The following is a 20,117-nucleotide window of genomic DNA, read 5'->3' on the forward strand; positions in this document are numbered from 1 at the left end:
CCTTGCGACAGCACAAACTATTTAGCGTATTGGTATTGGTCATGCTTCGGGCTGTAGCGTTGTTGACTGCACTTATAGGCTTACGCCTATTCCCTAATCACACTGCATGCTCCTAAGGCTCGGTTCGCTTGTCGCCTAGTTACAACCCAAATTATATAGGGTATCTTAGTGATACCCTGTAAATATTAAAGCGGTCGGTAAATCGGGAAATTGAACACGGTTAGTATAGGTGGTAGTTCGATTACTCTTCTTGTTCTTGCCAATTAGTAATATCTAGAACCAACTCACATTCGTCATCCATATAAGCGCCTGTTGGAACAAAACCAAGCTTTTTGTAGAACTCAAATGGGCTTTCTTCCCCTTCACCACAGCTATTATAAAGGCGAGGATAACCTTTTCTCTTTAAATACTGGATGACTTGAACTAAAGCTTCTCGGCCAAACCCCAGTTTTTGGTAGGGTTCTGCAATCATAAAGCGCCAAAGCATAATGCCGTCATATTCTAACTCATCGTCATCTAGCCCTGAATGCAGCATGATAAAACCAACAGGGACATCATCAGCGTATATGCCTCGATACCATGCACAATCAGAAAATTGTGCTTCCACCATGGAATAGGCGTTATCTGCTACCATATTACGCTGTGCCTCACTAAGTGTATGACTTAGTAAGCAAATTTCAGAAAAATTTTCTGCAGTGACTTTTTGTAGGGTAACCAGTGAATTTTCATCTAATTCAGGTTCGATGAGCTCTTTCATAACATTTCCTTCGACAGAATATTGACCATAATCATCAGTGATGGATTATTTTTATTATTGTTGTTGAACATAATTAAATATCAGAAATTTGCGATATGGATATAAATCAATCAACCAGAGATTTCACAACCAGTCAATGACTTAATTGTGGCTATGTAAGCGGGATCTAAAAAGTGATGGCAACTTACTTAAGTGTTAGTTGCCATTGTGAGAGCAATAGAGGATATGGAAACAAATTTAGTGTTCGGCTTCACCACCTAAGACATCAATCAAGCGAGCGATTAATGCACTGAGTTCACCGGTCATTAAGACGTAATCAGCATCAAATTTTTGAGCGTAGTCTTCTTTGGCGATGTCATCATTTTGGTCTTTTAATGTATCGCTAAATTTGAGGCGTTTTAGTGAACCATCGTCAGATAACATGAACTGGATACGCTCTTCCCAATCTAAGGCCAGTTTGGTAACGAGCTTGCCAGCTTCAATGTGGTTTGCGATTTCATCAGAAATTAGGTCTTGCTTCTTACAGCGGATAATACCACCTTCTTCTAAGATAGCTTTTAGCTCTGCTTCATCCATGACAGCAAAGCCTTGTGGTAATGAGCCTGAACGGATCCACTCAGTGAGTGTTAGCTCTATAGGGTCTTTAAAAGTCAGAGGAACGACAGGTAAAGAACCTAGGCTTTTGCGAAGTAAAGCTAAATTATCTTCAGCGCGTTTTGCGCTTGCGGCATCAACAATAATTAATTGATTTACAGTATCAATCCAAATGTAGGTTTTACTAAATTTACTAAATGCGCGAGGGAGTAAAGCATGGACGACTTCATCTTTTAAGGAGTCTTTCTCGGTTTTTTTTAACTTACGCCCTTGTTCAGCTTCTAGTTTTTCAATTTTATCCTGTAATTCTTGTTTTATTACAGGAGATGGCAACATTTTTTCTTCTTTTTTAGCGCAAATAAGAATTTGATTACCCGCGGCATGCGTCAATGCATCACCACCATTCATAGGGGAAACCCAGCCAGTTTGCATCATGTCTTGGCTACCACAAGGATGATAGGCGAGGGCGGCAAGCTGTTTCTCTAAATCATCTGCGGAGAGTGCCAAATCCCGATTTAGGCGATAGACCAATATATTCTTGAACCACATGAAAAACCTACCTTTGTTGATAAATAGCCAGTTAGAGCATGGGGCTATGATAGCGAATTGTCTGTTATTAAGCGAAAAAAAATACGTTGACGTTGAGGGCTGCTATCATTTCATTAGCTAACTATTGATAATACTCCTCAAATCAAGCCATGATAACCATAGAACCCTTGAATAGTAGAGAGCATCATAATGAGAATAGGTATTGACCTTGGTGGAACCAAAATTGAAGTTATTGCATTGGATGACAGTGGTAATACTTTGTTTCGTAAACGTATTCCAACACCTCGTGGTGATTATGATGCGATACTTAAAGCGATCGCGAGTTTAGTGGCGGATGCAGAAACGGCGACGGGGTTGTCAGGCAGTGTTGGTGTTGGGATCCCTGGAACCTTGTCTCCAGTGACAGGAAGAGTTAAAAACGCTAATTCCACATGGCTTAATGGCAGACCGTTCGATGCCGATTTAAGTTATTTATTAAACCGTAAAGTAAAAATGGCAAATGACGCTAATTGTCTCGCCGTCTCTGAGGCCGTTGATGGTGCAGGAGCAGGCGAGAAAGTCGTGTTTGCCGTAATTATCGGAACTGGATGTGGTGCAGGAATTGCAATAAATGGGCAAGTGCACTCAGGGGGAAATGGCGTTGCAGGGGAATGGGGTCATAACCCTCTACCATGGCAAGATGAGCAAGATAGGCAATTTCTAGTAACAGAAAACTGCTATTGCGGGCTGACAGGTTGCACGGAATTGTTTGTCTCAGGCACAGGGTTTATGGCGGATTACGCGAAAATGTCAGGAAGCCAAAAAACGGGAATGGAAATTGTCGAATTAGCACAATCAGGTGATAAATATGCCAAGATCGCACTGGAAAATTACCTCAACCGCCTCGCAAAAGCCCTCGGACAAGCCATTAATATGTTAGACCCAGACGTGATAGTGCTAGGGGGCGGAATGAGCAATGTCGATTACTTATATGAAGCGTTGCCAGCAAGGATCTGCCAATGGGTATTTGGTGGGGAGTGTGATACGCCTATTCGTAAAGCGGTGCATGGCGATTCGAGTGGGGTGCGCGGAGCCGCTTGGTTGTTTTCGTCCTAATTTGCGCTGTAGCGTTGTTGGCGGCGCTTGGCTACTCGGGTCACATACTAATGTATGCTCCTATCTTTTCGTCATACTTCAAGCTGTGGCTGCGTTGGCTTCATTCAGTCACTCTAGTCACATACTTATGTATGCTCCTTGAGATGACCTCATTTTTCCGCCTTGCCACAACTTGAATTATTTAAAAAAAATGTAGTTTACTTTGAGGAGAAAACGACAAATTATCTTATTTTCGCCTAGTTATGGTACACATAAGTTAGAAAATAATATTGATATTTTAATGCTTAAATAATCATCTTTTTTTTACTTAAATTAAATTTTAATTAATTGAAGATGATTTAATAAATATATTTATTAAATCAAATTTGATAAATAAGATTGATTATTTTATTTATGTAACGAATTGTGGTTTTTTAATCAAAATAAGTTTACTTTGTATTAAGTGATATAAATCACAATTCTTTTTTTACTTCAAAAAATATTCACAATACCTCGACAAGATAACTTCAATTATTTTGGGTGAATTTGTCATCATTAATTCATTTTTGTGAGCTATATAAAAATCAAGCCCAATAAAAAGATGAAAACCGTGATTTAGTCACAAAAAATGGTTAGTGTTTGCAGTGTATTATCATTAAAAATTGACGTCATGCACATAGTGTAAAATTTTAACGCTATTTTTGTTGTTTATTTGTTCAATTTTACAGGATAGGTACTCAAATTTGAGAGGCAATTTTCTCTCAAAAATGGCAACTAAGGGGATTACATGAATAAAGTATTAAAACTTTCAACACTTGCTATGTTAGTCGCATTTAATGCGAACGCAGCAACGGTTGATTTACGCGTAATGGAAACATCGGATGTTCACAGCAACCTCGTTGACTTTGATTATTATAGAGACAAGCCGACAGAGCAATTTGGTTACGTACGTACCGCGACATTAATTAAAGCCGCTAAACAAGAAGCAACAAACTCAGTATTAGTGGACAACGGAGATTTAATCCAAGGTAGCCCATTAGCAGACTATATAGTAGGTGAAGGTTTAAAAGACGGTGAATCTCACCCGGCACATAAACTTTTAAATACTATGGGTTACACCGTAGGTAACTTCGGTAACCATGAGTTTAACTTTGGATTAGAGTTCTTACACAAAGCGATTGATGGCGCAAAATTCCCATACATTAATGCCAATATTATCGACGCGAAAACAGGTAAAAACTACTTTAACCCATACATTATTGTCGATACACCGGTTAAAGATAGAGACGGCAAAACACACACCATCAAGATTGGTTATATTGGTTTTGTTCCACCACAAATTCTCATTTGGGATAAACCAAATTTAGAAGGCAAAGTATTAGTTAATGACATTACTGAAACCGCGAAAAAATTTGTACCTCAAATGAAAAAAGAGGGAGCAGATTTAGTTGTTGCGATCCCTCACTCTGGTTTCTCGCAAGAGCCATATAAAGCAATGGCTGAAAACTCAGTTTATTACCTCAGCGAAGTTCCGGGTATTGACGCGATTATGTTTGGCCACTCACACGGTGTGTTCCCAAGCAAAGATTTCAGTGATATCAAGGGTGTTGATGTTGCGAAAGGGACTGTTAATGGCGTGCCAGCCGTCATGCCAGGGCAGTGGGGTGATCATTTAGGTGTTGTTGATTTAGTGGTCAATAATGATGATGGTGCTTGGAAAGTAGTTGATGCAACCGCTCACGCACGCCCTGTCTATGACAAACCAAATAAGAAAGCCTTGGTTGAACGCGATGGCGACCTCGCAAAAATTATTGAGCAAGAACACCAAGATACTCGTAAATTTGTTGGGAAACATATCGGTAAAGCATCCGAAAACATGTACAGCTATTTAGCATTGGTTCAAAGCGACCCAACTGTACAAATCGTGAATGACGCCCAAATCGATTACACCAAAAACTTTATTCAAGGTGACCCTGATCTGGCTGATTTACCGGTTCTTGCAGCCGCAGCACCATTTAAGGCAGGCGGTCGTAAAAATTCACCGACTGAATTCATTGAAGTCGAAAAAGGTGATTTAACCTTCCGTAATGCTGCTGACTTGTATTTATATCCAAATACATTGGTTGTGGTTAAAGCGACTGGTGCGGATGTCGTCGAATGGTTAGAATGTTCAGCGGGAATGTTCAATCAAATCAACCCACAATCAACAGCACCACAAAGCTTATTGAATTGGAATGGTTTCAGAACTTATAACTTTGATACAATTAGTGGTGTAAATTATCAAATCGACTTGACTCAACCAGCGAAATACGATGTTGATTGCCAAACTGTCAACAAAGATGCTAACCGAATCAAAAATGTCACCTATCAAGGTAAGCCGATTGATCCAAAAGCCACCTTCTTAGTGGCAACGAATAACTACCGTGGCTACGGCGGTAAATTTGCGGGAACAGGTGATAATAATGTTGCATTTGCATCTCCGGATGAAAACCGTTCTATTTTAGCGGCTTATATTGCTAAAGAGTCTAAAGATAAAGGACAAATTGCGACTAAAGCGGCTAATAATTGGTCATTCACACCAATTAAAACAGACAAAAAACTGGATGTTCGCTTTGAAACAGCACCAAGTGAAAAGGCTGCAAACTTTATCAAAGAAAATGCACAGTATCCGATGAAACAAATCGGTACTGATGATATTGGTTTCGCTATTTATCAAATAGACTTAACTGAGAAGTAATTTTAACGTATTTGTATTATTCGAGCCTACCTACGGGTGGGCTTTTTAATGGCTAACTGATAGGTTTGGGAGGCGATTTTTTTAGAGGAAAAAACGTGAAGTGAGGATAATAAGGGAAAATAGTGCTCGGAATATAAACATCACTTTTAAAGTTTAATACCCCGAGCGGTTATAATTTAATGTAGACATCATATTACTATTCATAAAAAACATTCAACATAGGTAATTTAGAATATTTATCATATTCTACTTTAACATATTCAGACTCTATCTTTTGACCCTCTTTTAAAGAACGGGTTATTGAGATGTCTTTACCTTTCCGGTAACACTTAACATTAACTTGCTCTTTATGTTCAACATTGACTGAACATTGTGGCTCATAGATATAACCTGTAAATGAAATTGTACCTCCTGATGAATTATTGCCTGCATAGGTGAAAGAACAACTTGAAATGATTATAGCAACAACAGATGTTAGTAAAGATAAACCTTTCATAGTCCACCCCCTTAATAACACGTTACACGATGAAGCGTGTTTTTGTGCTTTCACTTTTAGTGTAGTTCAAATATCCATAATGCAAAACTAAAAATGAAAATATACTTAGAGTTTAGTGGGGTGATTGATTAATTCGTTGATAAGTATCAATTTATCTATTTGTTTAATTTCTTCTGATTAATTAATGAGCAAGTGGTAATGAAAGTGTAATAATAACAGTGTAATTGTAAATATTTATATTTATTTCGATAAAGTATTTTTAATAAATATGTTTTGTCGATAGCGCAGATTAATTTAGAATAAGTTATTATTATATTTTAAATGGTGGAAATCATAAGTGATGACATTAAGCTATGCACTTTAATAATATGATATAAATAAAATCCCCCCGTAAGTATATTACGAGGGGATTATTTAAAATTTTAGTATTATTTCAGCTTATTTGAAAACTTTGAAACGAACATCATCGTCCATAAAGTCTTTATCACCTGCTGGTGAATTAATAGAACCAAATACCATTTGAGCGCGTAATATCCAGTTAGCAGGCACATTCCATGCTGCTTGAACGTCATTATCAATCAGTGGATTATAGTGTTGTAAAGATGCACCAATATTTTCTTGTGATAATGCAGTCCAGACTGCGAATTGAGCGATACCACTGGCTTGTTCAGACCAAATTGGGAAGTTATCCGCATATAAAGGAAATTGCTCTTGTAAGCCTTTTACGATGTCTTGGTCTTCAAAAAACAGAATAGAACCGGCACCTGCAGCAAAGCTATCAATTTTTTGTTCTGTTGCAGCGAAGGCTTGCTCAGGAACAATTTTACGTAGTGCTTCTTTGGTCATATTCCATAATTTTTTGTGTTCAGCACCAAATAAAATTACGACACGAGATGTTTGTGAGTTAAATGATGATGGTGAATGTTTAACTGCTTCTTTAATTAATTTCGTGACGTGTTCTTCTGATACAGGTAAAGCATCGCCGAGGTTATAAATGGTACGACGATTTTTAATCATTTCGATAAATGCGTTAGACATTTTAGTCTCCTAGCTTTTCATTAGCGCACGGCATGTTATTGAATAAATCTTAGAAGCCGTAGTGTGTTTCAATGGTTATTACTATAACGTGGGGAATAAAAAATCATAGAAAAAAAATTTAACGATAAGGTTCAAATTTTTGCGCCAAGTTAAGGGTTGGATTTAATTGATTTAAAATCAATAGGTTATTTTTATTTTTAGCGATGATTCATAGCAAAAAACCACATTAATAAACACTAATGAATAATATGCATAGAAAATAATTGAGTATAAAAGGGGGAGGAATATGGGAAATGAAAGAGCCTAGCTAGAGGCGTAACCCTGCTAGGCAAGAATGATAACTAGTTTTACTTAATTGAGTTCACTAACATTTTTGGTTATTTCGATTTTAGTTCCGCCAAAATTATCAATGATGTACTTTCTTACCGCTTCAGTGTGGTACAGTTCTGCTAATTTGGCAAATTTGGGGTTATCCTTGTTATCTGTTTTAACGACTAATAAATTGATATTATTGATAATAGTCTCATCATTTTCTTCCCTAAATAACGAGTCAGTTAAAACATTTAACCCACCTTCTTGTGCAGCTGTATTACCGATGACTGCGATATCAACATCAGGTAATGCCCTTGGGCCATGAGCATATTTTATTTGCCTAAACACTAAGTTCTTAGGGTTCGAGACAATATCATTAGTAGACCCTGTGGCTTGGTTGAAATCAGGTTTTAATGCAATTAATCCTGACTTTTCAAGTAATTTAAGTGCACGTATATGGTTGGCGGCATCGTTAGGAATGGCAACGATAGATTGCTGAGGTAAATCAGCCAATTTTTTATGCTTTACCGAATATATGCCCATTGGCTCAAAATAGGTGGTTGAAATTGCGGTTAATTGGTTATTATGACTTTTATTAAAATCTTTTAAAAAGCCCCAAGATTGAAATGCATTAACATCAACATCTCCGTCAATAGTGGCGACATTAAGTGTTATTCCATCATCAATAATTTTGACATCAATATCGAGGTTGGCTTTTTTAGCTTCCGGTGATTGAGCAATAAATTGCCATATATCTGCATCACTACCGTGGCTACCAATAACAATTTTTTGTGATGCTGCTTTTTGTGACTCTGTTGTTTCGTTAGTGCTTTCTTCTTGGGAACATGCCACCAAGGCCGTTAACGACAAAGACAATAACACTGCAGGTAGTTTTTTCATTTGATGATCTCTAATTGGTTTTGTTATCAGTATCTAACCAAATAAAAATAACGCTTTATAAATAATATTTTTTCCACATTTTTTCTTTTTAGTTATATGAGGCTAAAATATTCAAAAAGTTATATCGATATAGTTTTAAATTATTTTTAGTAATATCAGATGTGGTATTTAATCGAGTGATAAATATATCGTGAATTTTATTCATTATTTAAATAAATATTTAAAAAGGCCGATTAATATGTCTATCACACAATTACCTATTATTGATTTACATGAGCTTGAAAACCCTGAAACACGAGAGAGTTTCTATAAAAAATTGCGCTTTATTGCCAGGGAAATTGGCTTTTTTTATCTCGTTGGGCATAATATTTCCGTTGGCACCCGAGAGCAATTATTAGCGACAACCAAGCAATTTTTTGCCTTACCTCAAAGCGAAAAAGAAAGTATCTCGATGGAATACTCAAAGCATTTTCGAGGGTACACGGCATCCACTGAAGAGAGCACTCGTAGCCAGCCAGATTACCGTGAACAGATTGATATTGGCGAAGAGTTACCGGCATTACAACTTAATCAAGATGACCCTATCTGGTTTAATTTACATGGGCCAAACCAATGGCCACAATCCTTACCTGAACTTAAACCCCAAGCACTTGCGTGGCAACGTGAAATGCGAACCATTGCGGTAAAATTAATTAAAGCATTTTTAGTTGCATTAGAATTGCCTGAAAATAGCTTTGATGAAATTATTGCCGACCCTGCCCAACATTTATTAAAACTTATTCATTATCCGGCAAGGGAAGATAATAATGAAGGGGAGCAAGGGGTTGGAGCGCACAAAGATGCGGGAATTTTAACCTTATTATGGCAGGATAATAGTGGGGGGCTACAAGTTGAAACTGATGCTGGTTGGATAGATGTTGAACCTTTGGAAAATGCATTTGTGGTAAATATTGGAGAAGTATTTGAATTAGCCACTAATGGCTATTTACGTGCGAATGTTCATCAAGTTGTTAGGCGTAAAAATAGTCATTCCCGCTATTCCATTGCTTATTTTATTACACCAAATATTTTTGCGGAAGAAGTCCCATTATTAAATTTACCCCATTATTTAGCACAACAAGCGTTAGGGCCGGATAGCGATCCATTAAACCCATTATTTACCAATCTCGGAAAAAATGTCATTAAAGGGCGATTGCGTTCCCATTTAACAGTAACTCGTCGCTTTTATCCTAAGGAATATGAGCAAATAATAAGTAATAACAATATTATCTGAGTAATCGAGTCGTTAGAGATATGATGATAAACCGTATTGGAGCTAAAAATGTCAGAACAAAGCTATAAAAAGGATTTACAAGGTAAAGAATTATCCCCAGAAACTTTAATGATGAGTTATGGGTATGACCCTAAGCTTTCAGAAGGATCAATTAAACCGCCTGTTTTTCTGACATCTACATTTGTATTTAAAACTGCTCAGGAAGGAAAAGATTTTTTTAATTTAGTTAGTGGGCGCACACAAACAAGCGAAAACCAGAAACAAGGACTGGTGTATTCACGTTTTAACCACCCAAATAGTGAGATTGTTGAAGATAGACTAGCCCTGTATGAAGGTGCAGAAAGCGCAGCACTATTTTCTTCCGGTATGTCGGCAATTACAACTTGCTTAATGGCAGTATTGCAACCGGGTGATGTACTACTCCACTCTCAGCCACTCTATGGTGGAACTGAAACCCTATTTTTAAACACGTTGGCTCGTTTCGGAATAACTTCGGTTCCATTTCAAAATGGGTACGAGCAGAAATCCATCTTAGAAGTTGCTAATCGAGTCGGGAAAGAGCAAAAAATTGCGGCTATCTATATTGAAACACCATCTAACCCATTGAATACACTTGTTGATATTGAATTAATTAGCCATGTGGCTAAGCAGATAGCTGCGAAGCAAAATGGGCAAACTCCGTTAGTCATTTGCGACAATACGTTGCTAGGGCCTGTGTTTCAAAAGCCTTTGTCGTTAGGTGCAGATTTGAGTGTGTACTCACTAACTAAATATGTGGGAGGGCATTCAGACTTAGTCGCAGGTGCGGTGGTTGGAAGTCAGAAGCTAGTCAAGAAAGTAAAAGCTCAACGTAATGCCATCGGTACACAGCTTGACCCTCACTCTAGCTGGATGTTAGGGCGGTCGTTAGAAACATTACAATTACGTATGGAAAGGGCAAATGAGAGTGCAAAAATATTAGCTGAATATCTCCATCAGCACCCTAAAGTCAGTAAAGTGCATTTTCCTGCTTTTTTTCCGAAAGCGAGTGTAGAGCATCAAGTTTATCAAAAACAATGTACAGGAGCGGGTTCAACTTTCTCTATCAATGTAGGGAATAATGAGGCGGATGCATTTCGTTTTCTAGACAACTTAGCAATCTTTAAATTAGCGGTTAGTTTAGGGGGAACTGAGTCGCTCGCTAGCCATCCGGCATCGACAACTCATTCAGGTGTTGCTCAAAAGGTCAGAGAGCAAATCGGTATTAGTGATAATTTAGTTCGTCTATCTATAGGTATTGAAAATGTGAATGACCTTAAATATGCATTGGAATTAGCATTAGAGGCGATTTAATCATCAGGGTGGGGAAATTTCCCACCCTGAATGGTCACTAAATTGAGTTAGGTGATGCGATATTGTGCAGGAAGTTCGCTAAAGCCAAGCCCATTGCCTTTTTTCACTGCAATTTGGACGGGAATACGTTCTTTCATTGCTTCCACATGGCTAATTACGCCAATAGTTTTGCCAGATGCATTTAAACTTTCTAATGCATCAAGGGCAATATCTAACGTTTCTGCATCTAAAGTACCAAAACCTTCGTCTAAAAAGAGCGATTCTAATTGTGTACGGTGACTTACCATATCGGATAGCGCTAAAGCTAATGCTAAACTCACTAAAAAACTTTCCCCACCCGAAAGGGTTTTAATATCTCGAATGCTATCCGCTTGCCAGCCATCAATAACTTGTAATTCAAGGTTTGCTTGGTGGCTACGCTGTAATAAATAGCGGCCATGAAGTTTCTCAAGCTGTTGATTTGCTAAAGAAACTAAACAGTCCAAAGTTAAGCCCTGCGCATAACGTCGGAATTTATCTCCTTCAGCAGAACCAATAAGTAAGCTGAGATAGCTCCAGTCATCATAACTTAATTGGCTTTTTTCTATTTGTTGCAGCAAATCTTGTTGTTGATGGCGCAGTTGCTTGTCTGTACTGAGCTGGTTAATTATCTGGCCTTGTTTTTGGTTTATTTGCTTAATTTCTTCATCGAACTGAGTAACAATTGTTTGTAATTGCGTTTCATTAAGCGCTGAAAAATCAGTGATACGCTGTTGATTCAGTGCTTCAATAGCCTGCAACCCCTCTTTATAACGCGTTTCACACTGTATGCGAGCTTGGTTAATATGTTGTTTTAGTGCTTCTAATTGTTGTTTTTCTTCATGGCTGATTAACGCATCAAGGAAAGCTTGTTGATGACGAAATGGGCTATCCATAAGTGCTTGAGTAAACAGGGTATTAGCTTGTATTTGCGCCAGTTTTGTTTTTTCACAGGCGTCAATGAGCTCTTGATAACTTCCATTCATAGATGCGATGGCTTTATCAACCTCATTGAGTTGTTTGCTTAATTGTTCCTGAGTTTGGAAAAGTATGGTTTGTTTGTCATTCAACTGCTGAATAAATTGGCTGATAGCTAAGCCAGAAAGCAGTGTTTTTCGTTGCGCTGTTTTTTGCTCTAAACCTAACTCAATTTGTTTAAGGCGATTTCTTTCTTGTTCAATTTGTTGATTGAGAATATTGAGTTGCTTTGACTCAACTTTTAATGTGGCATTATTGACCTCGATTTGTTGGCTAAGTGTTTGCGCCGCCATTTTTTGGTTATTAAAACGCTCACTTCGCTGAGTAATATCGAGAACCCATTCATCGAACTTATCTTTATCTGGCACATTTAAGTTAAATGGCGCTAGGGTAGATTGCCACTGCTCTATTTGTCTCTGTTTACGTTGTTGGAATTGGCTCTGTTCTTTTTGCAACTCATCATGTTGTTGTGTTTGGTTTTTTAAGCGTTCTTCGACTAATAACAGGTCTGATTGCAACTGGGTAAAGCTTGCTTGTTGTTCGTGTAAATGATGTTTGGTTTGCTGGTATTCACGCTCAAGAGCAGCCATATCCACAACTATTTTCTGTTGCGTCGCCAATTGCTCTGTTAATTGATTAACAAAGAGCGTAACGGCTTGTTCATTTTGGGCCAACTCAGGTGTGAGTGCTTGCTCACATGTCTTTTGCCACTGTTGGTTAAATACATCGAATTGTTCATTGATTTGCTGCTGTTGCTGTAAATTTTCGTTTTGACGTTGTTTTTGTGTGTGAAGTTGTGATTCTAACTGAGTTTGTTGTTGTTTTAATTGGTCGAGTTTATTTGTTAGTTCAATGAGTTGTTGCTGTGTTTCACTGAGATGGATTGATTGATAATCGTTAACTGCCGGGTGTTCTGTTGAACCACATAATGGGCAGGGGTTACCTGCTATTAGTTGCTGGCGCTCATGCTCTAGGCTGACAATTTTTTGTTCTAATTGTAATTTATCATTGGTTAGTTTGATGAGTGGGGTCAATTCATTAATATGTGTTACCGCAAGGCTCAACGCTTTTTGCGTAGTGATGATATCTTGCGCTAATTCAACATCTTTTTGGAGCTGTTTCTGTTTTTGCGTTTGCGCATTAAGGCATTGAGATAATATTAATGGCAATAACTTAGCATGTTGCAAACGTGCTTGTAGCTGTTCAATGTGTTGATTGATGGTGTTAATGTCATGTTTTTCTTGGTTTCGCTTGTAGATTTCTTCTTGTTTTTTGAACGCTACAGTGCTGTGCTCTAACTCGAGACGTTTTTGGGATAATTTCTCTGTTTGCTGCTGCTGTTGCCGCTGTAACTGCTCGACTTCATTTGAAAGTATCTGTTGTTTTTCGTGCAAGCTGGCCAGTTTATCAGCTAATTCGAAAATAAAATGGCCTTGTTGTTGCCAACTGCCTATTTGTGAACTGAGCTCAGCGTCTTTTGGGTGTTCTTCTAGGAATATATTGTGTTTTTTTAACTCAATGTACGCATTTTGGATCTGACTTTGCGTTTCACTAACTAAGCATTGCTTTTGCTGAAGAGTGATTTGTTGTTGTTCAATTTGCTGTTTAATTTCAGATTGTTGCTGTTTCAATTGTGCAATTTGGTTATCAAGAGGCCTGACTGTTTCATCAATCAATTGATGTTGTTGTTTGGCAAAATCAAGGTGTTGTTGATACTCGGATTGCGATTTAAACAACTTTTCTTGCAGTGGGGTGCGCTCAGTTTGTTGGGTTTGCAAGCTAAGTTTCAAATGGTGTTGTTTATTCGTGTATTCAGTGAGTTGTTGCTGTTGTCGTTCAACTTCCTGCCATAATGGACGAAGGGATTCCGCAGGGGCACTATCAGCTAATCTTTTTAATTGAGGTTGCGCGGCTTGGAGCTCAAGTTCGTTTTTTTTGAGTTCTTCATCAAGTGATTGCATGCGCTGGGTGAGTTGATGATATTGTTGCCACCAATTAACCCCTTGTTGGTGGCGAGCACGCTGTTGCTTGGTTTGTGCTTCTTGTTCAAGCAAATCGTTTTGCTGTACCAATAATTCTTGATGTTCTACTTCTGTGAGTAAATTAATGTTTTGCGCTTTTGCTTTTAGCAAATCTAAGTCAATTTTGGCTTGCTTGTGTTGATTAAAAACATAAATTGAAATTTGGCTATAAATTTCGGTGCCTGTAATTTCTTCAAGTAAATCAGCGCGTTCTTTCTCAGAGGCATTTAAAAAAGCCGCGAAGTCCCCTTGGGAGAGTAAAATGGATTTAGTAAAACGCTCATAATCAAGCCCTGTTATTTGCGCCACTAATTCTTTTATCTCTGTGATTTTTACGGTCAATATTTTACCATCAGCAACCGTTGCAAGCTCAGCTTTAGGCTGTTGTAAATTGCCATCAGGTTTCCCTCCAGCCCGTCGTTGGCTCCAAAAGGCTCGATAAGCTTTACCTTTGACCTCAAACTCTACCTCCGCGAGGCATTCCCCTGTATGGCGAGTCATCAGTTCATTTTGTGCATTAGAAATGGTTTTTAAACGCGGTGTTCGGTGATAAAGCGCGAGGCAAATCGCATCTAATAAGGTCGTTTTTCCTGCACCGGTGGCACCCGTAATGGCAAACAGGCCATTGCTAGCAAATGGCTCTTCAGTGAAATCAATTTTCCATTCACCTCTAAGAGAGTTAATATTTTTTAAACGTAAACTTAAAATTTTCATATTAACTTTCCTTGCTCAGTTGCAATGCGTCATAAGATTGTTGAAATAGCTGGAATAGACGCTGTTCACGCTCAGGATCTTCTAAAGACTCTTGAGCAAGGCGGCGTAAAAAAACGTCTTCTACGGTGAGTTCACTCAATGTTTCATTGGCCAAGGTTTGGCTTTGTCCCTGTATTTGCTTGCGTGCACGGCGTAGTATTACGACTTCGACTGGGAGGTCTTGTGTCAAAGCTTCAATACGTTGTTGGATATCAGCGAGGTAATCTTGTGAAGCAACTTCAATATCAAGCCAAACCGGTTTATCACCTTGGTAATCTTTCCATATCTCTAATTGCTGTTCTATTTGGTTTAAGGAGCCTTTAATACTTTGTAATGGCTGAATAGTCGGGATTTCCAGTGGTGTGATTTGAGTCAATTCACTTCCGCTGAATTCAACAAGGCAGACACTTTTTTGTTGTGTTGTTTCGTCAAAGCTCAATGCAATAGGTGAACCGCAGTAGCGAATATTTTCTTGTCCTCCAATCACTTGGGGCCGGTGAATATGGCCAAGGGCAATATAGTCAGCGGGGGGAAAAGCCCCTGAAGGAAACGCATCTAACGTACCAATATAAATATCTCGTACAGAGTCAGTTAAGGCTGCGCCGACAACAGTTAAATGGCCTGTTGCAATAATTGGAATATCCAGCCCCAAAGCGGTTCGCTGTTCTAGCGCGAGTTGGTAGCTGGCTTGGTAATGATCATGAATAGCTGTTTGCAGCGAGCGTTGTTTCTCTTCAATATTTTGTCCTGCAATACTTAGTTGAATATCTCGAGGGCGTAAAAAAGGAATGGCACAGACTAAACCAATAGGTTGAGCCTGTTTATTGACTAAGGTAATAACATGGGGCTCACTTCCCGACGTAATGACTTGTGTATTTAAGTAACGAAGTAGAGCACTTGATTCATTGAGTACAGAAACTGAGTCGTGATTACCGCTTAAAATGACTAATTGGCAGCCTGTTTTTTGTAAATCAACAATAAATTTGTTGTACAGTTCACGTGCATAGCTAGGCGGAGAGCCTGTATCGAAGATATCACCAGCAACGATGACTGCATCAACGTGATGTAATTCCACTTGTTCAACGAGCCAATTCAAGAAATGTTGGTGCTCAGGCGCACGGCTTTTGGTAAAAAAATACTGACCAAGGTGCCAGTCTGAAGTATGAATAATGCGCATGAGCTATCAATTCCTATCAACAATAATGTGCACGAGCGTTCGATAACTAAGTATACCTGATCCAGATAACTCGTTGAGGGATGTTTGCGGCTTTATTACCATGTTGCGGAAATATTTCACTTAAATGACATTTAACCGCTAAAATAAAGATTAATATGAGTTTTGCTCATTGATATTCATAATTCTGTCATAAAAGTGACGCATAATACTTTCACATTTTAAATGTCTTCTTAATTTTACAGGAACAATCATGGCAAGACGCATTCTAGTTGTTGAAGATGAAGCGCCCATCCGAGAAATGGTTTGTTTTGTATTAGAACAGAATGGTTTTCAGCCTATTGAAGCTGATGATTATGACAGTGCGATTGCACAACTCGTTGACCCTCTACCCGATCTCGTACTACTGGATTGGATGATCCCAGGGGGCTCCGGTATCCAAGTAATTAAGCATATGAAGCGTGATAGCGCAACACGTGACGTTCCTGTCATGATGTTAACCGCACGAGGAGAAGAAGAAGACCGCGTAAAAGGTTTGGAAGTTGGCGCGGATGACTATCTGATTAAGCCGTTTTCACCAAAGGAATTAATCGCTCGGGTAAAGGCAATTTTACGTCGTATTTCACCAATGGCGACGGAAGATATTATTGAAATGAATGGGTTAACGTTAGACCCTACTTCTCATCGTGTGACCAGCAATGAAATCCCTATCGATATGGGGCCAACTGAATATAAATTACTGCATTTCTTCATGACTCACCCTGAACGCGTATATAGTAGAGAACAGCTACTAAATTATGTATGGGGAGCCAATGTGTATGTGGAAGATAGAACCGTTGATGTCCATATTCGGCGGTTAAGAAAGGCACTAGAGACGGAAGGTCATGATAAAATGGTACAAACTGTACGCGGTACAGGTTATCGTTTTTCTATCCGTTACTAAAAACCACAAAGGGAGAGGCATGCGTGCTTGAACGTTTATCGATTAAGCAGCTGATTTGGGGGCTGTTTTTATTTATCTTACCCGCCCTTATCTTATCGGTTTTTATTGGCCACCTAGCGTGGCTATTAGTGATATCGCTACTTGCTGCACTGACATGGCATGGGTATAACCTACTTAAACTTTCTTACTGGTTGTGGCTCGATAAAAGCATGTTACCACCCGAGGGGAAAGGAGGGTGGGAACCGATATTTTATGGCATCTACCAGATGCAACAACGTAATCGTAAACGCCGTCGTGAGCTAGGCCAGTTAATTAAACGGTTTCGTAGTGGTGCAGAATCACTACCTGATGCCGTGGTTATGATGACAACAGAAGGGAATATCTTCTGGTGTAATCGTCATGCGCAGGCTTTACTCGGTTTCCGTTGGCCTGAAGATAATGGCCAACATATTTTTAATTTATTACGTTACCCAGATTTTAGCCGATACTTCACCATTAAGCGTTATGACCAAGCGCTGACTATCGAGCTCAATAGTGGTGAAATTGTTGAATTTCGTATCTTGCCGTATACCGAAGGGCAGTTATTGATGGTAGCTCGAGATGTGACAGAAAAACGCCGTTTGGAAAAGGCCCGTAGGGACTTCTTTGCGAATGTAAGCCATGAATTACGAACTCCTCTTACTGTCATTCAAGGCTACCTTGAAGTCATGGATGACCAAGAAAATGTCACTGCGGCCAATAAAAAAGCACTGCATGTCATGCAAGAGCAAACTCATCGTATGGATAACTTGGTTAAACAGCTTTTGCAGTTATCACGTATAGAAATTGCTCCTCAAATTAACCTTGATGAGCAAGTGAATATCCCTGTCATTCTCAAAATGATTGAGCAAGAAGCGTTAAGTTTAAGCCAAGGGCGCCACCAGTTTGAATTTCATGTTGATGAAAAATTGCGTGTCCATGGTAATGAAGAACAATTACGAAGTGCAGTGGCGAATTTAGTCTATAACGCAATCAGCCATACGCCAGAAGGCACCAAAATTTGGGTTGAATGGCAAAGAAATGGTCAGGGTGCTCGTTTTAGTGTGAGAGATAACGGGCAAGGGATACCTACAGAGCATATTCCTCGTTTGACAGAACGGTTTTATCGGGTAGATAAAGCACGCTCCCGCCAAGGCGGTGGAGGTACCGGCCTTGGGTTGGCTATTGTTAAACATGCATTACAGCACCATAGCAGCCAATTGGTGGTAACAAGTCAATTAGGTAAAGGGAGTGAGTTTTCATTTACTTTACCGCCAGTATTTATTGTTGATGACAAAAAACTTAAAAATGGGTAAATAATTCCACTTTGTTAATATAATCAAAATATTAATAAAGTGGATTATTTCTATTTATCAATCCATACCTGTATTAAATTCAAAACATATATATTTAATGCTGATTATTGCTATCACATTAATTATATATTCTGTTAAATAATCAATTTTAATCACCAGAAAAAGACGGGTTGTTCATTTTTCGAGCAAAGCATATAACGAGTATTGGGATTTTACTGAAAGTAATCACTAGTTCTGAAAATTAGTTTAGTTATTTATTCTTGTTTTTCGGTTTGCTATTGCCTTTTTGCCCTATAAAAGTTCTACTTGTTGTCAGTTATTGGCGAATTTTTCTGTTTTTTGACTTTTCATTTCGTATGATACAAACAAACATGCTTTTTTATATTGTTAACAGTATGTTTATCAGAATTCTATCTCGCTATATATATTTCAAAGGGTTGCTAAGTGTAAACCCATAATTTTCTATTTTGTCACTTAAAAATAACATAATATGGCTCATCGTTTATCATCAAGAGATATCATCGCATTAGGCTTTATGACTTTTGCGTTATTCGTAGGGGCAGGAAACATTATCTTTCCCCCCATGGTTGGCTTGCAGGCAGGGGAACAAGTTTGGACTGCGGCACTAGGGTTTTTGGTTACAGGCGTGGGTTTACCTGTTTTAACCGTTATTGCGCTAGCTAAAGTGGGTGGGGGCATTGAAGCGCTCAGTACACCCGTTGGCAAAACGGCAGGGTTACTATTGGCGGTTGTTGCTTATTTGTCTGTAGGGCCTCTATTTGCAACGCCAAGAACGGCGACTGTATCCTATAAAGTCGGTATCGCACCTTTATTCGGTGGTGAGTCCGATATGCTGTTACTTATCTACAGCGTAGTTTACTTCGTTCTAGTTATCGGTATTTCACTATATCCCGGAAAACTGCTCGATAGCGTTGGGCACATTTTAGCACCTGTAAAAATGTTAGCCTTGGCTATTTTGGGTATTGCGGCTGTCATGTGGCCTGCGGGGGATCCGATCCCTTCTACAATAGAATACCGTGAGATGGCTTTCTCGAATGGCTTTATCAATGGTTATCTAACTATGGATACCCTTGGTGCTATGGTATTTGGTATCGTTATTGTTAATGCGGCGCGTTCAAGGGGTATCGAAAACTCTTCACTATTAACCCGTTACACTATGTGGGCAGGGTTAATTGCAGGGGTATTATTAACTCTGGTCTATTTGTCCTTGTTTAAGCTTGGTGAGAATAGCGGTTCGTTAATTCCAAACCCTGCTGATGGCGCTGATATTTTACATACCTATGTTCAATATACTTTTGGTAATTACGGTAGCTTCTTCCTTGCGGTATTAATCTTTGTTGCCTGTATGGTAACTGCCGTGGGTTTAACTTGTGCCTGTGCCGAGTTCTTTAGCCGCTATGTACCGATTTCTTACCGTAAACTGGTGTTGATCTTGGGTGTGTTCTCCATGGTGATCTCAAACTTAGGTTTGAGTAAGTTAATCGCCTTCTCATTACCCGTGCTAGTTTCAATTTATCCACCTTGTATTGTCTTAATTTTATTAAGCTTTACTTTGAAGTGGTGGAAAAACCCAACGATAGTGATTGCGCCGACAATGTTAGTTAGCTTTGTCGTCGGTTTAATCGGTGCCGTAAAAGCGTCAGACCATCTTAAAGGTTATATTCCTGAATGGATGACAGCAATGCCACTGTATAAACAAGACTTAGTCTGGGTATTACCAACTGTTGTTGTGATGGTCGTGGCTATTTTATGCGATAAGTTTGTGTCACCTGCTGCACAGCATAAGCAAGTGTAATTAATTGAAATTACAAAA

14 protein-coding genes are annotated in these 20,117 nt (G+C 38.8%); 7 read left to right on the forward strand and 7 right to left on the reverse strand.

Annotation, left to right across the window (positions count from 1 at the left end; translation table 11 throughout):
• Positions 1-241: 241 nt before the first annotated feature.
• Complete coding sequence (locus P3L37_RS03055) at positions 242-757, reverse strand: GNAT family N-acetyltransferase (RefSeq protein WP_004914659.1); 516 nt, start codon at positions 755-757, stop codon at positions 242-244.
• Between the two features lie 237 nt (positions 758-994).
• Complete coding sequence (gene rdgC, locus P3L37_RS03060) at positions 995-1,900, reverse strand: recombination-associated protein RdgC (RefSeq protein WP_004914657.1); 906 nt, start codon at positions 1,898-1,900, stop codon at positions 995-997.
• Between the two features lie 189 nt (positions 1,901-2,089).
• Between rdgC and mak the strand changes: the two genes are divergently transcribed.
• Both mak and P3L37_RS03070 read left to right on the forward strand, forming a co-directional pair.
• The gene (gene mak / locus P3L37_RS03065) at positions 2,090-2,995 is read left to right on the forward strand and encodes a fructokinase (protein ID WP_272667456.1); all 906 of its coding nucleotides are present in this window, start codon (positions 2,090-2,092) and stop codon (positions 2,993-2,995) included.
• 766 nt (positions 2,996-3,761) lie between these two features.
• A complete protein-coding gene (locus P3L37_RS03070; protein WP_109911869.1) occupies positions 3,762-5,711 on the forward strand; it encodes a bifunctional 2',3'-cyclic-nucleotide 2'-phosphodiesterase/3'-nucleotidase in 1,950 nt (649 codons plus the stop codon).
• A 196-nt stretch (positions 5,712-5,907) separates the two neighbouring features.
• Here P3L37_RS03070 and P3L37_RS03075 read toward each other — a convergent pair whose 3' ends face one another.
• The 3 genes from P3L37_RS03075 to P3L37_RS03085 all read right to left on the reverse strand — a co-directional run bounded on the left by P3L37_RS03075 (position 5,908) and on the right by P3L37_RS03085 (position 8,457).
• Positions 5,908-6,207, reverse strand: a complete 300-nt coding sequence (locus P3L37_RS03075; protein WP_004914650.1) for a hypothetical protein — start codon at positions 6,205-6,207, stop codon at positions 5,908-5,910.
• 438 nt (positions 6,208-6,645) lie between these two features.
• On the reverse strand, positions 6,646-7,245 hold the full coding sequence (locus P3L37_RS03080) for a nitroreductase family protein (protein WP_004914649.1): 600 nt from the start codon (positions 7,243-7,245) through the stop codon (positions 6,646-6,648).
• Between the two features lie 351 nt (positions 7,246-7,596).
• Complete coding sequence (locus P3L37_RS03085; protein WP_004914646.1) at positions 7,597-8,457, reverse strand: MetQ/NlpA family ABC transporter substrate-binding protein; 861 nt, start codon at positions 8,455-8,457, stop codon at positions 7,597-7,599.
• 238 nt (positions 8,458-8,695) lie between these two features.
• Here P3L37_RS03085 and P3L37_RS03090 point away from each other — a divergent pair, with 238 nt between their 5' ends.
• Both P3L37_RS03090 and P3L37_RS03095 read left to right on the forward strand, forming a co-directional pair.
• Entirely contained in the window at positions 8,696-9,730 is a 1,035-nt protein-coding gene (locus P3L37_RS03090; RefSeq protein WP_109911871.1) for an isopenicillin N synthase family dioxygenase, read from the forward strand.
• A 48-nt stretch (positions 9,731-9,778) separates the two neighbouring features.
• Entirely contained in the window at positions 9,779-11,062 is a 1,284-nt protein-coding gene (locus P3L37_RS03095) for a cystathionine gamma-synthase family protein (RefSeq protein ID WP_109911872.1), read from the forward strand.
• A gap of 47 nt (positions 11,063-11,109) precedes the next feature.
• Here the strand turns inward: P3L37_RS03095 and P3L37_RS03100 are convergent, their stop codons facing one another.
• Complete coding sequence (locus tag P3L37_RS03100; RefSeq protein WP_109911873.1) at positions 11,110-14,793, reverse strand: AAA family ATPase; 3,684 nt, start codon at positions 14,791-14,793, stop codon at positions 11,110-11,112.
• A gap of 1 nt (position 14,794) precedes the next feature.
• Positions 14,795-16,009, reverse strand: a complete 1,215-nt coding sequence (gene sbcD / locus P3L37_RS03105; protein ID WP_109911874.1) for an exonuclease subunit SbcD — start codon at positions 16,007-16,009, stop codon at positions 14,795-14,797.
• Positions 16,010-16,259: 250 nt separating this feature from the next.
• Between sbcD and phoB the strand changes: the two genes are divergently transcribed.
• From phoB to brnQ, 3 genes are all read left to right on the forward strand, one after another.
• A complete protein-coding gene (phoB, locus tag P3L37_RS03110) occupies positions 16,260-16,949 on the forward strand; it encodes a phosphate regulon transcriptional regulator PhoB (RefSeq protein WP_004914638.1) in 690 nt (229 codons plus the stop codon).
• 23 nt (positions 16,950-16,972) lie between these two features.
• The gene (gene phoR, locus P3L37_RS03115) at positions 16,973-18,283 is read left to right on the forward strand and encodes a phosphate regulon sensor histidine kinase PhoR (RefSeq protein WP_004914637.1); all 1,311 of its coding nucleotides are present in this window, start codon (positions 16,973-16,975) and stop codon (positions 18,281-18,283) included.
• A 490-nt stretch (positions 18,284-18,773) separates the two neighbouring features.
• Entirely contained in the window at positions 18,774-20,099 is a 1,326-nt protein-coding gene (gene brnQ / locus P3L37_RS03120; protein ID WP_004914636.1) for a branched-chain amino acid transport system II carrier protein, read from the forward strand.
• Positions 20,100-20,117 lie beyond the last annotated feature (18 nt).

Origin of the sequence: Providencia sp. PROV114 (assembly GCF_032704305.1) — a bacterium.
Taxonomy (GTDB): Bacteria; Pseudomonadota; Gammaproteobacteria; order Enterobacterales; family Enterobacteriaceae; genus Providencia; species Providencia rettgeri.

Excerpts from the sequence above, each read along its gene's own strand:
- P3L37_RS03055 (WP_004914659.1), bottom strand. The coding sequence starts at position 757 with ATGAAAGAGCTCATCGAACCTGAATTAGATGAAAATTCACTGGTTACC.
- rdgC (WP_004914657.1), bottom strand. The coding sequence starts at position 1,900 with ATGTGGTTCAAGAATATATTGGTCTATCGCCTAAATCGGGATTTGGCA.
- mak (WP_272667456.1), top strand. The coding sequence starts at position 2,090 with ATGAGAATAGGTATTGACCTTGGTGGAACCAAAATTGAAGTTATTGCA.
- P3L37_RS03070 (WP_109911869.1), top strand. The coding sequence starts at position 3,762 with ATGAATAAAGTATTAAAACTTTCAACACTTGCTATGTTAGTCGCATTT.
- P3L37_RS03075 (WP_004914650.1), bottom strand. The coding sequence starts at position 6,207 with ATGAAAGGTTTATCTTTACTAACATCTGTTGTTGCTATAATCATTTCA.
- P3L37_RS03080 (WP_004914649.1), bottom strand. The coding sequence starts at position 7,245 with ATGTCTAACGCATTTATCGAAATGATTAAAAATCGTCGTACCATTTAT.
- P3L37_RS03085 (WP_004914646.1), bottom strand. The coding sequence starts at position 8,457 with ATGAAAAAACTACCTGCAGTGTTATTGTCTTTGTCGTTAACGGCCTTG.
- P3L37_RS03090 (WP_109911871.1), top strand. The coding sequence starts at position 8,696 with ATGTCTATCACACAATTACCTATTATTGATTTACATGAGCTTGAAAAC.
- P3L37_RS03095 (WP_109911872.1), top strand. The coding sequence starts at position 9,779 with ATGTCAGAACAAAGCTATAAAAAGGATTTACAAGGTAAAGAATTATCC.
- P3L37_RS03100 (WP_109911873.1), bottom strand. The coding sequence starts at position 14,793 with ATGAAAATTTTAAGTTTACGTTTAAAAAATATTAACTCTCTTAGAGGT.
- sbcD (WP_109911874.1), bottom strand. The coding sequence starts at position 16,009 with ATGCGCATTATTCATACTTCAGACTGGCACCTTGGTCAGTATTTTTTT.
- phoB (WP_004914638.1), top strand. The coding sequence starts at position 16,260 with ATGGCAAGACGCATTCTAGTTGTTGAAGATGAAGCGCCCATCCGAGAA.
- brnQ (WP_004914636.1), top strand. The coding sequence starts at position 18,774 with ATGGCTCATCGTTTATCATCAAGAGATATCATCGCATTAGGCTTTATG.